The sequence below is a fragment of the Candidatus Formimonas warabiya genome, assembly GCF_002777255.1.
Classification (GTDB): Bacteria; Bacillota; Dehalobacteriia; order Dehalobacteriales; family Dehalobacteriaceae; genus Formimonas; species Formimonas warabiya.
This window is the reverse complement of record NZ_CP017634.1, coordinates 4,805,970-4,821,712: the sequence shown is the minus strand read 5'-3', so window position 1 is coordinate 4,821,712 and position 15,743 is coordinate 4,805,970. Positions and strand designations below refer to the sequence as shown.

Annotated in this window: 11 protein-coding genes; 1 reads left to right on the top strand and 10 read right to left on the bottom strand. The window is 46.3% G+C overall.

Annotated features, from left to right (window positions below):
* Positions 1–11: 11 nt before the first annotated feature.
* The 10 genes from DCMF_RS21830 to DCMF_RS21785 all read right to left on the bottom strand — a co-directional run bounded on the left by DCMF_RS21830 (position 12) and on the right by DCMF_RS21785 (position 13,696).
* Complete coding sequence (locus tag DCMF_RS21830) at positions 12–2,258, bottom strand: pyridine nucleotide-disulfide oxidoreductase/dicluster-binding protein (RefSeq protein ID WP_214658804.1); 2,247 nt, start codon at positions 2,256–2,258, stop codon at positions 12–14.
* A 76-nt stretch (positions 2,259–2,334) separates the two neighbouring features.
* Positions 2,335–5,184, bottom strand: coding sequence for a molybdopterin-dependent aldehyde oxidoreductase (locus DCMF_RS21825; RefSeq protein WP_148136384.1), 2,850 nt, complete (start codon positions 5,182–5,184; stop codon positions 2,335–2,337).
* A 99-nt stretch (positions 5,185–5,283) separates the two neighbouring features.
* Positions 5,284–6,378: a threonine aldolase family protein gene (locus tag DCMF_RS21820; RefSeq protein WP_148136383.1), complete on the bottom strand. Its 1,095-nt coding sequence runs from the start codon at positions 6,376–6,378 to the stop codon at positions 5,284–5,286.
* Positions 6,379–6,405: 27 nt separating this feature from the next.
* Positions 6,406–7,863, bottom strand: coding sequence for a trimethylamine methyltransferase family protein (locus DCMF_RS21815; RefSeq protein WP_148136382.1), 1,458 nt, complete (start codon positions 7,861–7,863; stop codon positions 6,406–6,408).
* Positions 7,864–7,897: 34 nt separating this feature from the next.
* A complete protein-coding gene (locus DCMF_RS21810) occupies positions 7,898–9,070 on the bottom strand; it encodes a M24 family metallopeptidase (protein ID WP_148136381.1) in 1,173 nt (390 codons plus the stop codon).
* 37 nt (positions 9,071–9,107) lie between these two features.
* Entirely contained in the window at positions 9,108–9,959 is an 852-nt protein-coding gene (ehuA, locus tag DCMF_RS21805) for an ectoine/hydroxyectoine ABC transporter ATP-binding protein EhuA (protein WP_269467151.1), read from the bottom strand.
* 64 nt (positions 9,960–10,023) lie between these two features.
* Entirely contained in the window at positions 10,024–10,674 is a 651-nt protein-coding gene (gene ehuD, locus DCMF_RS21800; protein ID WP_148136380.1) for an ectoine/hydroxyectoine ABC transporter permease subunit EhuD, read from the bottom strand.
* Position 10,675: 1 nt separating this feature from the next.
* The gene (gene ehuC / locus DCMF_RS21795; protein ID WP_148138025.1) at positions 10,676–11,320 is read right to left on the bottom strand and encodes an ectoine/hydroxyectoine ABC transporter permease subunit EhuC; all 645 of its coding nucleotides are present in this window, start codon (positions 11,318–11,320) and stop codon (positions 10,676–10,678) included.
* Between the two features lie 124 nt (positions 11,321–11,444).
* On the bottom strand, positions 11,445–12,377 hold the full coding sequence (gene ehuB, locus DCMF_RS21790; protein WP_148136379.1) for an ectoine/hydroxyectoine ABC transporter substrate-binding protein EhuB: 933 nt from the start codon (positions 12,375–12,377) through the stop codon (positions 11,445–11,447).
* Between the two features lie 134 nt (positions 12,378–12,511).
* Positions 12,512–13,696 (bottom strand): M20 metallopeptidase family protein, encoded by a 1,185-nt coding sequence (locus DCMF_RS21785; RefSeq protein ID WP_214658802.1) that lies wholly within the window; start codon positions 13,694–13,696, stop codon positions 12,512–12,514.
* A 463-nt stretch (positions 13,697–14,159) separates the two neighbouring features.
* Between DCMF_RS21785 and DCMF_RS21780 the strand changes: the two genes are divergently transcribed.
* The gene (locus DCMF_RS21780; protein WP_148136377.1) at positions 14,160–15,743 is read left to right on the top strand and encodes a PucR family transcriptional regulator; all 1,584 of its coding nucleotides are present in this window, start codon (positions 14,160–14,162) and stop codon (positions 15,741–15,743) included.

Sequence of the window (15,743 nt, the reverse complement as noted above, 5' to 3'; positions counted from 1 at the left end):
CCTGGAGAAACTTATCCCCCGTCTACAATTTTTAATCTGTGGGAATAGACATTGATCACTTCGAAGCTATCTCCTTCCCCTTTGTATACGGCCCAATAAGTAATGGCGCCTAATTGCAGGTGTCCGATAAAGTACCCAGTTGCAGCATCGATCAGCTTTCTCCCGGTCTGTTCACAATGCATAATTGTTTTGCTTACATCGTCTTCCAGTATCAAACATTTGTTCATTTTTTCGGTTAATACATCTGATATTTTTAATTTCAGGGCTGATAAACCTACCTTTTTTCCTTTCTCTTCCCCTCCATAGATTGCCTTAGATAAATTCTGTTTCAGAATGACCTTATTGTTTCGTCTTTCCGTGAGGGAGGGGGGCTTTCTATTTTCGCCATGAATATCAAAGACAATATCCAATATGTGCCTGCTCGATTTTCCCGTTGCAGCAAAAATATCACGGCAATTTGCACAATAGGTGAGATAGGGATAGGTACCCAGACCTGTTCTTTCAGCGGCAAGTTCCCAGGCATATTGGGGATTTGCGGCATAAATATTTCCCCCCCAGCCACAGCACTGAGTAAAGTTTGCCTGTAGGTTTATTTCTTCCAGAGCGAAACCCGCTGCTTTCGCTAAACCTCGAACACTCTTTTGCATGGCTGGTTGGTATCGGCTTGAGCAGGGATCAAATATACTCAGTTTTGATGGCCCCACAGTAAAACCTTCCGGCAGCCCATGCTGCATGATGATCTCATAAAGCGACAATCCAGGTATCTCCGGCAAATGTCCGGCAAACATTTTCATACAGGTGGGGCAGGCAAAAACAACCCTGGGCCTGCCCATCTTTTCCCAATCAGCACGAATTTTATGGACCATCTGCCCATGCAAATTCTGATCGCCGGCCCACTCAGCCGGAGCCCCGCAGCAGGTTACCATGATCCCGGTATGAGGGATCTTTTCTCTTAAATAGGCATAGGATTTTTCCACATAAGCCGGATCTGATGATCCCAACTGGCATCCGGGAAAAAACAGATAATCGCTGGTGCCGGAACCAGGAGCATTAGAAACAAAGCGCGCATGCTCTCCATTACTGAACGCCATATCCTGAAGCCAAAATTCGTGAAAAGCCGGGGGCAGCACGCCATCCTGATGCAAGATTTTTCTGCTTGTCAGCATAAGCTCACCCAGATCAATTTTTTCCGGACATACTTCTTTACATAATCCACACAGGTTGCACATATTGATCATCCGGGTAGCCGCCCGCTTTGTCAGCGTATCGACGGGGTAAATCGTTCCCAGCACATCATTGGCTACTTTGGCGGGAAATTTATCAAAATAGTGCAAAAGAGCGCAGGAGGCTTTGCAAAAATTGCAATCACATTTTAGGCACCTTTTTGCCTCTTTCACCGCCTCGTCTGCCGTATAAGCTATCTGATTAACCGGCCTTACTAAATCGGCTTTCCCAATATCAACCACAGGCAACTTCAAACAGGTTGATTTTTGATCATAGGTTTCCCCATATCCTTCCATGGAACCTACTTTTAAAAACTTTTCCATCGCATTTGCCGCCCGAATTCCGTTTTCCACGGACATAAGAGGGGAAACGCCGAATATATTCCCCCCCATAAACACCCCTGTCTTCGAGGTAGCTAAAGAGCCTTTATTCACGCTGGCTAAGAGTCCAAAATCTTCCCCTCCTGCCCCCGTAGCGATTAATGCGGCATCAAATTCCAAATCCTCCAGCCGGTCTACCTTCCTATGGGAAAAAAGCTTATATTCCAAATGTTGAAACTGATTAGCTATTTCCTTTTGGATGATTTCACCAGGCAATAGATCATGCATCCGGCCTCCCAGACGCTCCTGTTGCTCATAGATGGCAACATCATATCCCCGGGACGCTAATTTAAGACCAGCGCTTAACCCGGTTAACCCTGCCCCAATAATGGCAATTTTCTTATGCTTTAAAGGAATATGGAACCGTGTTGGTGCGGTATTCGTGGCATGATCAATACATGCCCTTTCCAATTCCGGAAGAGAAACAGAAGCATCCATGTTCCTTCTAACACAAACGCCGGTACAGGGAGCATCGCAAATGCGCGAAACGATTGCCGGAAAAAGAGTTTGATTCCGATATAATCGATAGGCGCCGTTAAAATCCTTGCGTTGTATCTTATCTATGATACTGCGGATGTCTAAATTCAAAGGGCAGACAACACTGCAGTAGGGGTCAGCTCCCTGTACGCATGGCTCAATAAACCTTTTAAACATATTCGCATCCATCATCATATACCTTTTCATAGATTAAAACGAACAGACTGGGGATAAGGTCTGTTGTTTAATTCCTTTAGACGATTAATGAGGCAGAATCCGTAATTTTGATCGGGTTTTCCCCTATTTCATCAAGGGTTTCGTGCAGGTCAGAGCCTAAGAAATATTTAACCGGTTTAATTTCTTTGCCCTGTTCTTTTGCTTTAATAGCCTCTTTTACTTTTTCGGGAGTAGCGGGAAGTTCATATATCCTTACCCCTACCGCGTTATGAATGGCATTGATAACAGCGACATGGGGAGAAGATTGAAACATCTCCGCACAGCCGCTTGACCCTTGCGGGCCGTATTTCCTGGGCGTTTCTACATAATAAGATTCCAGTTTGTCCGGAACATCCTCAATATAAGGGAATCCGCTCCCGGCTAGACTGGTATGCTTCTTCAGGTCCTCATAATTTTCCGAAAGGGCAAAGCCGATCGCATGCATCATGCCGCCATAGGCCTGCCCATCTACGGCTTGCTTGCTGCCAACTACTCCCACATCGGCAACGGATGTCATACCCAATACCTTAGTCTTGCCTGTTGCCACATCAACCTCAACTTCAGCCAGAAACATGCCATAGGTGTATTCAACGGTGGGATCTCCTGCTCCGGTATTGGGATCGAGATCAATGCACTGTCCGGAAGTGTCATAAACACCCACATACTTTGTAGGAATATTTTCTGCCTTCATTTCATCATAAGTACGGAAAGAACCATCTTCCTTACGCATGGCATCCATCAACAAATTTGCGGCAATAATGGTAGCATTGCCTGCCATATAGTGAGAACGGCTGGATGCGGCAGGACCTGTCACCGGACACAATAAAGTGTCATTCTGCACCAGCTTAATCTGATCTATGGATATTCCAAGAGGCCTCAGAGCTTCATGGGTGTGCACCAGTGTTCCGACATCAGCTCCCTGACCCTGGTCCGACCATGAATTAAAGTGGGTAATCGTGCCGTCAGCATTTAATTCAAGGGCAATCTCAGCATGGTCCGGCCCGCCGGTCACATTGTATCCACCTAAAGCGATGCCGACGCCCCGCCTTTTTTCCGGGGTACTTTCCGCCTTTGCCCGCTCCTTGGCAGCATCATACATGGGTTTCATCTTATCCATAATGGCTTCCATGGGATAGTCTTTATAAGGATAGCTGTTTAAGTTGGTATCACCTGGGCGGGCAATATTCCTATATCTAAATTCAAAGGGGTCCATGCCCATTTTTTCTGCCATCATATCGATCATCCCTTCGGAAGATGTGTATACCTGGGTACTGCCAAAACCGCGATAGGCAGTGGCAAAGCTGTGGTTGGTCGCCGCACAGCGGGAGAGCCCTCTGGCATTTGGGATAAAATACGGATAGCCGAAAAACCGAATCCCCTTGGAAGCAAGACCCTCAGCCAATTCGCAGTAAGCTCCATGATCATAGGCGATATCAAATTCCACAGCCAAAATTTTACCGTCGTCATCACATGCCATTTTCGCATTGGCATAGGATGGTGCCCGTTTGCCGGTGAAATGCTGATGCTCTTCATAGCTCATGGTGAGTGTTACCGGTTTGTTCACAGCCATGGCACAGGCTGCCACAATAGCTTGCCCGCCGGGTGAAAAAGAGTAACCAAAGCTTGCGCCGGTCGGATTCTGAATTCCCCTGATCTTCTCCGGCGGCAGCCCTATGCCGTCAGCAATCGTAAATTTGGGCACCTGAATAAATAAATTCTTACAGTGGATCGTTATGCAGCCGTTTTCATCCCAGTACGCTTGGATCACATCAGGTTCGATAACGAGATGGGGCTGGCGGGTAGAATAAAAACTCCCTTCCACCACATGTTGGGCAGATTCCATGATCGGTCTGGTGTCTTTTCCTTTCAACAAGGGCAGCTCAATGTATAAATTGGGCATTTCCTTGTGTATTTGCAGGGCATCAGGTGCAATCGCATCCAGAAGATTCAGATATTCCGGAAGCTGCTCATACTCGATTTTCACTGTTTTAGCCGCAGCACGGGCATGCGCTTCGCTATCTGCAACCGCTACGGCAACCACATCACCACGTCTAAAAATCTTGTCCTCGGCCAAAATACATCTTTCAAAGCCGTTTACTTTAGACCGGGGATGAGGCGCCCCAAGGGTAATCCTATTGCTTCCCTTGATATCCTTATAAGTAACAATTTTTACTACCCCAGGCATTTTTTCCGCTTCAGCATAATCCAGGTTTATTATTTTGGCATGGGACAGATCTGGCTGAACAACAGCCAGATGTAAAGTATCGGCCGGCATCTTCAGCTGAATATCATCACCATAGTCACAAACACCGCACACCTTGGCCAATGCTGCCGGGCGGGGGACATTCGTGCCATAAATACGTCCGTTTTCAGGAATTTTGAACGCTAATTCCTCCATGGTCATTCCGCCGCGCAGTACCTTGGCTGCCCCCATCACCGCATCGACAAGGGGCTTATAGCCGGTGCACCGGCATGCATTGCGGTGCTTTTGAAACCAGCTGCGCACATCCTCACGGCTGGGATGGGAGTTTTCATCCAAAAGGCCCTTGGCGGAAACAATGAAGCCCGGCGCGCAAAAACCGCACTGGACACCGCCATAGACCATCCATGCCAATTGTAGGGGGTGTAGGCTTGCAGGGGTGCCAATTCCTTCGATGGTAACTATTTTACTGTAATCGGGAATGTTTTTAATCTTTCTAGCGCAGGAACGGACTACTTTTCCATCCAGCAAAACCGAACATGCCCCACACTGGCCTGCTTTGCACCCTAATTTTGTACCAGTCAGGCCCATCCGGCGGATGACATCAGCCAGCGTATCCTTTTCCGGATCACAAATGGTCATTCTATCCGCACCATTCAGATTTAACCAGATTTTTCTTAGCGCCATCTTTCATCTACCTTTCCTTTTACGATACTTTCAAAAAAGGCCAACTTGCACAAGTTCCGGTCATGCCCGTCCTTGATATGAATTAATCTTTGTAAATGATCACCGGTACTTATCTGTAACAATTTTTTCTGCTCTCCTGACAGCCTCCAGAACATCTTCTTGGGAAACCTCTTTATGGAGGACAAATCTGATCGATTGTGCGCCCACCGGGATTGACCTCACCCCTTCCCGCTCCAACGCCTCCGCAAATCCTGCCCCATCCAGAGTAAGTCCTGTAGTATCAAGAAATACCATGTTTGTCTGCACCTTTTCCAGATCAACTTTTAAGCCCTTGATCCGGGAAAAGCCTGCCGCCAATATTTTCGCGTTGGCATGGTCCTCTTTTAACTGATCCGTCATTTTCAAAGCCATTAACCCGGCAGCAGCCAGCACCCCAGCCTGACGCATGCCTCCGCCCAGGGCCTTCCGATACTTGCGCGCTTTTTCGATGAATTCTTTTTCTCCAGCCAAAATGGATCCCACCGGAGCGCTCAATCCCTTGGAAAGACAAAACTGCACCGAATCACAATGGCAGGTAAATTCCTTTACATCCCGGCCGCTTGCTACAGCCGCATTAAAAATCCTGGCCCCGTCCAAGTGCACGCGTAAGCCTAATTCTTTGGCGGCATCAGCAGCTGTCTCCATCTCTTCCGGGAGCATGACTGTACCTCCGCCCCGGTTAAAGGTGTTTTCCAAGCAAACCAGTCTGCTCGTAGGATAATGAATATTCGGCACCCGGAAAGCATTTTTGATCTTTTCCGCCGTCTCGCCGGCCATCAGGTCTGGCACCGGGGCCAATTGCACGCCGGCAAACATACAGGCGCTGCCCACTTCAAAAATGGCAATATGAGAACCGGCATCCACAATCACTTCATCACCCCGGTTGGTGTGGGTAAGAATGGCAATCTGATTTCCCATAGTGCCGCTGGGGACAAACAGGGCTGCGTTCTTCCCCACCAGGGCGGCGGCACTTTTCTCCAGCGCATTAACCGTAGGGTCTTCCCCGTAAACATCATCACCCACCTCTGCATAGGCCATGGCTACCCGCATTTCTTTGGTCGGAGTGGTTAAGGTATCACTCCTCATGTCGATCACTGTAACTTCTTTGTTACCGGTGCTTTCCCCTTGGCCCTCTGCCCCATAACTGATACTCATTTCTTGTTCCCACCCTTAATTTAAAAGTTATTTATATTGGGCCTCGTATTTTGCCATCAACTCTCCTAACTTTTCTTTCATTGCACCGGAAAGAGGACTAGGCGCATATTCCGCAAGGAGCTTTTTGGCTTTTTTGTTGGCCTTTTCTCCCAAAGTGAACCCGCCGTTTGCTCTCCAGGTATCGTGTCTCACCCGGTTTAATAAATCTGGGTTCCAGAAATCTCTGAAATGGTTATATGTATGCTCGTCTTCGAAATAGTTACCGCCCTTCGCTACTCTTTCCATGACCTCTACAGCCAATGTTTCCTTGTTCACCACAATACCTCTATTAACAAACCGGGCCAGGCCGATAATTTCGTTGCAGATTACGAGCGCCTCCAGCGCCCCAAGCAGACCGGTGTTAAGGTACCCGATATCATGGATAATGTTGGCGCCGCTGCACTGAGCCATAAAGATATTGAACCCCCATTCCATGGTTGCTTGCTGGTCCAAAACCGGAGCGTCGGAGTTTCCCGCCGTGCTCCAGCAGGGCAGGTTATAGAACCGGGCCAGATGGGCCAGTGCCGTGCCATAGATTTGGAATTCCGGGGAACCATGAGGAATAATGGTGGTTTTCATGTCCATGGCCCCGCAGGCAGCTCCGTATATATAGGGCGCCCCTTTTGATTTCAACTGGTGCATCACAAGACCGCTTAATATCTCCGCATTCACCTGGGTTAAGAGACCGGCCAAGGAGCATGGAGCCGTGGCGCCTGCTCCCGCACCCGGAGTATAGATGGCCGGAATCCCATACTCAGCACATAACAACAATTTATCCAGGCCTTCCCGGGCATGAATGAGAGGAGAGATCGGTTCAGAATAGCAGGCAATAAAGGGGTTCTGCTTCAACTGCTCATAACCGCCCCTTATAACCGCCGCCATTTCCACAATCTGCATAAAGTCTTCCCCGTCCCGGGCTGTAAACACAATAGGCTTTCTGGTGTTTTCCACCATGGCGTGAAATTCATGCACGTAAGAAAGCTGGTTGGTCACATCGCCGGCAATGGCATAACACATCATAAAATCAAGGTTCTCTAAGGCATCGACAATGCGGGAAGCATTAACAATATCCTGTTTCACACTCTTCCTGGTTTCTCCCGTGTAGAGGTCGATGGTCCAGGGCAGGTCCGATCCCGGTCCGAAATAGCTCTGATTCTTTTCGCAGAACATCACCCGCTCCCCATCCCGGTTAGACAATACGACACGGGACGGAGCACTCTGCAAAGCCTCCTCCACTAAAAACACGGGAAACCTCACCACATGATTTTCCCCCATATAAGCACCGGCATCTTTCAATAACCGACGCGCCTCTTCATGATCTACCCGGAGCCCAATGCGTTCCAGCACTTCCAGCGTGGCCATATGAATCTCGTACATTTGGTCTTCGGAAAGATAGATATAACGCGGCGTTGTTTGTTCCTGGAAATTCGATTTAGTAATTCTCATCCTTTCTCCTCCTCCAAGTTGTATGTTTATGCTCTTACTTTACAAACAGCTTCCTGGGGAAAGCCGCCAACGTTTCACAGCCGTTTTCCGTGATTCTGATCGACTCCGTAATGGCTACCCCAAAATCCCCCCGCCAGACTCCGGGCATTAAATGGAAGGTCATATTGGGTTTGAGCACTGATTTATCCCCCGGCCTCATGTGCATGGTATGCTGCATCCAGACCGGAGGATAACTCAGCCCAATATCGTATCCCATGCGGGATTCCTTTTCTATCCCATATTTGGTGATGACGCTTTTCCAGGCTCTTTCAATTTCTTCACAGGTTGCTCCCGGTTTTGCCGTTTCCATGGCCATATTCAGCCCTTCTACCACTACTTTGGCCGTCTCTTCGATTTCCGGAGGAGGATTGCCGATATAAATAGTTCTGGCCATAGGTGCGTGATAACGCTTATAACAGCCGGCAAACTCCACATAAACAATCTGATCTTTTTGATATTTCTCTTCCGTCCAGGTCAAATGAGCGCCTCCGGTCCTTTTCCCGGAAGGCATAATCGGAGCAAGGGAGGGATAATCTCCCCCGGCGCTTGCCGTCCCGCTGATTAAATCATGATAAATTTCCGCCGCGGCGTCACATTCTCTTACTCCTTCATTAATGACATCAACAGCCCGTTGCATGCCCTTTTCCAGTATGGCGGCAGCCTTTTTCATATAAACAATTTCCTGGGGCGACTTAACCGCCCTGATCCGGTTCACCAATAATGTGGCATCTAAAAAGCCGGCGTTGGGTAAATCCTTTTTTAACCTTTCAAACCAAAAGGCGGTAAAATAATAAGCGTCCATCTCCACTCCCATCACGGAGCCGGCCAGGCCTTTACCTTTCAGAAAATCCGCCACAAAGTCCATCACATGTTTCTCGGTCGGTTCCCAGAGATAATAGTCCGGATAGGCAATGAAATTTCCTTGATCCATCCAGCAAGTTTCCTGAGCGCAGACCAAATCTTGAAACCTGCCGATCCAAACCGGCTGGTCTTGTTGGGTGCTTACCACCACAGCCTGGGGCGTGTAAAATGATAATGCATCATAGCCTGACAGGTAGCACATATTAGCCGGGTCCGTTACCAGCAATACGTCCATCCCTTTTGCTGCCATCTGCTCTTTTGTCTGATTAACCCTGGCCATGTATTCTGTTTTTTCAAAAGCTAACATATTAACCCCTCTCTCATGATTAATTTTTTTAAAGTCGTCATAAGACGCCTATTCCTTGGTTCCTCTTTCCTGCTGCCTGTCTGAACCTGCTTAGAAATTCACGGGTCCGGGCACACTGGGGATCTCCCAGAACTTGTTCCGGCGGGCCTTGCTCCGCAATGCAGCCCCCGTCAATAAAAATAATGCGGTCTGCGATATCCCGGGCAAATTCCATTTCATGAGTTACCAAAATCATGGTAGTTTCGCCTTCTGAGGCGATTTCCTTAATTACGGCCAGCACCTCCCCCACCAGTTCCGGGTCTAAGGCGGAAGTCACTTCGTCAAACAACATCACCTTGGGGCGCATCACCAGAGCCCGGGCAATGGCCACCCGCTGCTGCTGCCCGCCGGACAGTTGGGAGGGATAATTGTTTGTTTTTTCTCCTAATCCCACCTTTTTCAGCATTTCCACAGCCTGAATTTCCGCCTCTTCCTTCTTCATCCCCAGCACATGAACCGGCCCCTCTGTAACATTTCTCAGCACTTTCATATGGGGAAAAAGGTTAAATTGCTGAAAAATCATACCGACTTTACCGCGTACCCGGTGCAAGTGTTTCTCACCGGCGGAAACCAGCTTTCCCTTCACTTCTTCATGCCATAATAATTCGCCATCTACCTCAATGACACCGGAAGTAGGCTTTTCCAAAGTCATGAGCAACCGGATTAATGTGGTCTTGCCGGAACCGCTTGGCCCGATGACGGCAACCTTCTCTGTAGGCGTGATATCAAGATCAATCTCCCGCAGGACCTCTAGGTTCCCAAAGGATTTGCTCACCTTTTGATACCTGACCATATACTGGTTTTTTTCTCTTTCTTTTATCTCTCCGTTTGGAATTGCACCGATACTCATATTGCACGCCCTTTCCACCTTGTCTTAAATACTGGGTTCCCTGCTGACCATTCATTACAGACAATTACCTGCGATTTAATCTTCTTTCTAAATGCTGTACCCCTAAGGAGGACACATAACTGAGGATTAAGAAAAATACCCCGACCAATGTAATTGGCTCCATATAGCGGAAAGTCCGGGAACCAATTATTTTTGCCATCTGCAGAAGTTCCACCAAAGTAATGGCCGAAAGCAGGGGGGTGTCTTTAAACATGCCAATTAAGTAATTACCCATCACCGGAACTACCGGGGGAATGGCTTGGGGCAGAATGATATTGATCCAGGTGCGCAATTTGGAAAAATTCAAAGCAGCCGCAGCCTCCCATTGTCCGCGGGGAATCGCTTCTATACCGGACCGGTAAACCTCGGAAAGGTAAGTACTGTAGTGAATGCCCAGACCAAGCACCCCGGCGGCAAAAGGAGAAAGGGTCAGTCCATGCAAAGGGAAAACGTAAAAGATAAAATAGAGCTGCGCCAATAAGGGGGTACTCCGTACAAATTCTACAAACCCACCTGTTGCCAGAGAAACCGGTTTAAATTTTGCCCGTCTGCCCAGGGTGAGAAATATCCCTAAAATACAAGCCAGGAAAAAACCGGCGAAAGTTGCACTGATCGTTATCTTTAGGGTCTTGACCAGTTCAGGTAATATGTCAGAAACAAATTGCCAATCCCACATTTTATGCCCTCCCCGCAGATAACTTTTTCTCACACCAACGCACACCTAAAGTAAGAGGGTAAGCCAGCACAAAGTAGATCAGCAAGATGGAGGTAAATACCTCTGTCGTGCGCATCGTTGTCATATTCATCTTGACTCCCTGAAACATTAAATCCGATAGGGTAATCAGGGAGACCAAAGCTGTCCCTTTTAACAATTCAATCAGGTTATTGCCAAAAGGGGGCAGCATAATTAAAAATGCCTGCGGCAGGATAATCTGAAACATGATTTGGCGGGGAGACAGATTCAAGGCCACGCCTGCCTCAGTTTGTCCTTTTGGTATCGCCAAGATGGCACTGCGCACTATTTCCGAAGAATAAGCGCCATAGTTTAATCCCATAATCATTACCCCGGCCTGCATGGCAGTTAATTCCAAACCAAATAAGGGCAAAACAAAATATGCCCAAAATAATTGCACCAGTAAGGAAGTACCCCGAAAAAACTCCACATAGATCTTAGCCGCAATCCGCATGATCCGGTATTTTGATAGCCGGGCCAGTCCGACAATAAATGCTACCATAAAAGCTAAAATAGCCGCCATTACCGTAAGTTGAATGGTTACACCCAGTCCATTCAATAGGAACGGAATAATATCCAGATAGCTAATTTCGACCACCTCCTCTTCAAGCTTGGTCTTAAGCAAAACTTTTAAAATGCTTAATCAGGGGCCTTCCCCTTAACATGAGAACAGGTCCAAAGGTGCTTCGTGAGAAGCACCTTTGGATGCCCTATTACCAGTTATCAATGGCAAATTGCGCAGTTAATTCCGGGGCGGCAAATTCAGCCTCAGTAAAGCCAAATTCTTTTTGAATCTCTAAGACTTTTCCTGATTCCTTCAGCTTTTTCAATTCTGCGTTATATGCTTCTACAAAGTCGGTGTCTTCTTGACGAAATGCGGATGACCCAAATCCTTGCTGTCTTTTCCCGTTTACTTCGGCAATTTTAAAGTCCATGACCATTTCAATATTCGGATTATTTGCTGTTTCCACTACATTCTTAACTGAGGGTGAGGTAGCGGTAAAGCAGTCTACCCGACCGGCAATCAGGGCCGCCAAGGCCGCCGGATTGTCCGGTGAAATAACCATTTGATCTTCTTTCACGCCACAGGCTTTTAACTGATCAATCTCAGAAACGCCTCCCATGACCGAAATCTTGACATTGGGGTTCGCGGCAATGTCAGAATAACTGTGCAGATTTAAAGGATTTCCTTTCTTCACGGCTAAACCGCCGCCAATGGTGTATTCCGGATCGGCAAAAGCAACTTCCTGGGCTCTTTCTGGGGTAATATACATTCCCGCCGTAATCATGTCAAAACGTCCAGCTTTTAAGCCCGGGATCAGGGAGCCAAATTCGGTAAGTACGCCTTGCATTTCGTTAATGCCCAGGTTTTTTAGTACCGCCCGGCAAATTTCCACATTTTGTCCCGTCAATTTGCCCTCCGGGGTAGCAAAAGCAAAGGGTGCTTCATTGGCAAATCCAACCGTGACATAACCCTGACTTTTCGCCTTTTCCAACGTGGTCTGTTTTGTTTCTTGAGCGGTGGAGTCCGACGTTCCCGCATCAGTCGTTCCCGCATCAGGCGTACTCGAACCACACCCGGCCAAGCAAACTACGGCAACAAGAAAAATGAACACCAACATGACTAGGGCTGCTCGTTTCTTCATTTTCGTCCCCTCCCTCAACTTCAAATACCAACTGGCACAAAAACAAAATACTGAATAAACGGTTCACCTCCTTACTTTTAGTGGTTGATGATGCTTTACAGGATGAAGAATATTTTGCCATCATACTCCTCTGTTTAGATGAACCTCTTGCAGATGGTCAAAATCATTTCTGTTGCTATTTTCAAAGCCGATTCATCCAAATCAAATTTGGGACTGTGTAAACAATTTTCCCAATTTCCCTCTTCTCTGCTGCAGCCTACCCAGTAGTAACAGCCAGGCGTTGTTTTAAGATAGACGGAAAAGTCCTCGGACGCCAACGACGGTTTCACTTCCGTGATCACATCGATCCCACTTTCCATTTCCCCAGCACACGCTTTGATAATCTGCGTCATCCGGAAATCATTTTCCAGTAGTGGATACCCGTACGTATAATTAAGCACGTGACTTCCGTTATAGGCCTTACAGATTCCTTCCAGCACTGCTTTAATCTTTTCGGGAAACAGATTTCTGAAATCACGGCACAAATAGCGCGTTGTCCCCCTGATCAGGGCATTAGCCGGCAATACGTTAGCGGTCTTTCCTCCTTCCAGAACCGTCACAGACAAAGTGGCCGGAACACCAGGCTCAATATTTCTTAAAACCACACTGGTTAGCGCTATTACCGCGTTGCTCGCCATCATCAATACGTCTGAAGAATGCTGCGGTGTAGCTCCGTGGGCGCCCTTCCCGGTGAACTCTACTTCAAAAACATCTCCTGCCGCCATCAGGGCCCCGGGCACCACCGCAATTTCTCCCGTTTTTAAAGCGGGCCAAAAATGAAAACCAAATATTCCGGTCAAACCGCTCAACAGCGTTTTCCCGTCCTGCACCAGCCGTTTGGCCCCGCCCTCCGGCAAGTTTTCTTCCGCAGGCTGAAAAATGAAGAGGATATTTCCGTTCAGCCGGCTTCTCATTTGGGATAGGATTTTAGCGGCAATTAACCCTACTGCCATATGACCGTCATGCCCGCAGGCATGCATTTTGTTGCGATAAACCGATTTAAAATCCCGGTCCGTCTCTTCTTCAATGGGTAGGGCATCCATATCAAAGCGAAAACCGATGGATGGTCCTTCAAGACCCTTTAAAATCCCGATCACGCCATGCCCCGCCAGGCTCTCGTGAATCTCCAGTCCGCAATCAACTAAATATTTGCTGATAAATTCTGCTGTTTTCCCTTCTTCATTGGATAATTCCGGGTACTTATGAAAATGTCTTCTTAAAAAGACCAGTTCTTGTTCATAGCGATTCGCCCATACTCTGTCGCTCATTATGGTGCTCATTATGCCCTCCTCCATCAATGATTTTGGGGGTCTCCCAATTCCTCTGGCTTTTTATTCCCTTGGAATGATTCTCTTTTGTGCAAAAATTTTGACAAAATTTTCTGGTATCCTGTCATCCACCTGTACAAGAATCATGGCAGGGTTTTGTATTTTTGGATAATAAAAACAGAGAGAGCAACAAAATATTTGTCATTCTCTCTGTTATCGATGCCGGTGAAAAGATAAAAAATAATAATAGCCGCTATGTTTTTATCATAACAACTATTATTGTGATTTATCGAAAAGTTTTGTGATTTTTATTTTACTAATTTATTTATAAATCAAAAATATTCCAACTTTTAAAAAGAGTGAAAAGGAAAATAGTGGTCATGTGTCGTAGATTTAATTATGTATTGGCATCCGGATTCATCTAAATCGATTTACCCCGTTACTCCGGCATTGAGCAAAGGAGGTAAAAATACTGGTGAATTTTACCGTGAGAGATATTCTTAACCTGGAGGTCTTAAAAGGAATTGAAGTTGCTGCCGGTCAGCAAGGTTTAGATAAACAGGTTAATCATGTGACCGTTTTCGATGCTCCGGATGCGGCAGAATGGGTAAAAGGGCATGAGTTTGTCATTACTACTCTTTACGTATTTCAGGAGTCTTGTGACCAAATCAAACTGATTTGTGACCTGGCAGAAAAAAATGTCTCCGCTTTAGGAATTAAACTGAAAAGATACGTAAACGGTTTATGCCAGGATGTGATTGATATGGCTAACAAAAGGGGGTTGCCTTTATTAATTATTCCCTACGATAAAGCCTGGGTCGATGTGATAAATCCGATCATGGCGGAAATTCTTAATCAACAGCTGGTCTTATTAGAAAAAGCCAATGCTTTTCGTCGTTCTTTTACCCAGCAGGTTTTGGAAGGGAAAAAAATTTCTTCCATCGCCAAATTACTTTCGGAATTGACCCATAATCCGATTACGATTATCGAGTTAATTAATAAAGGTTCGGTTACATGGCCCTATTTTTTCCGGCATCATATCAATCAGGGACAACTATGGGATTTAATCAGGGCTTCCCACCAGGCACCATTTGATAAAATAATCAGCAACATTAATCACGTTGAGGGGATCATCTTCCCGATCGAAGTGGCAAAGAATATTGAAGGGTATATTATTGTCTGGAAAACCAAGGAACTAAGTGGATTAGACTTAATCGCCATCGAGCATGCCAGTACGGTGACTGCATTATATATTCAAAAATTAAAAGCGATCAACGAGACCGATCAGCGTTTCAAAGATGCATTTATCCGAGAACTGATCCAAGGGGAATCTTGTTATAGTTATGTGCAGCAAAAAGGGGAAAAGTTTGGCTGGAATATTTCCCAAACCAATACCGTGATTGTGGTCAAAATCATACGTGATCAAAAAAGCAGCACCGATGCCTGGGAAACGAATTACCTGATTCTCAATAAGATAAAAAATAATATTACCCTCTATTTCGCCAAAGAGACATTGGCCGGTATTGATAGTGACGATACCCTGATTTTTTTAGTGTCAAATAAGCTGGATAGTGTGATGATGCACATGGAGAATATTCAAGAAGACATCCAGGCCAAAAACAAGTCCATTACCCTTGCCATCGGCATAGGAGATACCCATCAGGGAATAGAGAAAATTGCTGCTTCCTTTCGGGAAGCAAATATTGCCTGTCAGCTCAGTAAATTATTAAAAAAGATCTGTAAGTATGGGGAATTAGGACCTTATTTATTATTCATTCCCCTCATTGAGTCTCAGGAAACGGAAGAGTTTTTAAAAAGATATATTTTACCTGTTGTGAGCTATGACAAAACAAACGGCACAGAACTGTTAAAAACATTAGATTCCTTTGTAAATTTAATGTGTAATTATCGGGAAACGGCAAAAGCCCTGTATGTGCACCATAATACCATCCGGTACAGACTAAATACCATTGAAAAATTAATCGGTTATAAACTAAGACACTCGGAAGAAATCATCAACATCATGCTGGGTTTAAAATTATATAAACTTAGAAACTGA

Excerpts from the sequence above, each read along its gene's own strand:
- DCMF_RS21830 (WP_214658804.1), bottom strand. The coding sequence starts at position 2,258 with ATGTTTAAAAGGTTTATTGAGCCATGCGTACAGGGAGCTGACCCCTAC.
- DCMF_RS21825 (WP_148136384.1), bottom strand. The coding sequence starts at position 5,184 with ATGGCGCTAAGAAAAATCTGGTTAAATCTGAATGGTGCGGATAGAATG.
- DCMF_RS21820 (WP_148136383.1), bottom strand. The coding sequence starts at position 6,378 with ATGAGTATCAGTTATGGGGCAGAGGGCCAAGGGGAAAGCACCGGTAAC.
- DCMF_RS21815 (WP_148136382.1), bottom strand. The coding sequence starts at position 7,863 with ATGAGAATTACTAAATCGAATTTCCAGGAACAAACAACGCCGCGTTAT.
- DCMF_RS21810 (WP_148136381.1), bottom strand. The coding sequence starts at position 9,070 with ATGTTAGCTTTTGAAAAAACAGAATACATGGCCAGGGTTAATCAGACA.
- ehuA (WP_269467151.1), bottom strand. The coding sequence starts at position 9,959 with ATGAGTATCGGTGCAATTCCAAACGGAGAGATAAAAGAAAGAGAAAAA.
- ehuD (WP_148136380.1), bottom strand. The coding sequence starts at position 10,674 with ATGTGGGATTGGCAATTTGTTTCTGACATATTACCTGAACTGGTCAAG.
- ehuB (WP_148136379.1), bottom strand. The coding sequence starts at position 12,377 with ATGAAGAAACGAGCAGCCCTAGTCATGTTGGTGTTCATTTTTCTTGTT.
- DCMF_RS21785 (WP_214658802.1), bottom strand. The coding sequence starts at position 13,696 with ATGAGCACCATAATGAGCGACAGAGTATGGGCGAATCGCTATGAACAA.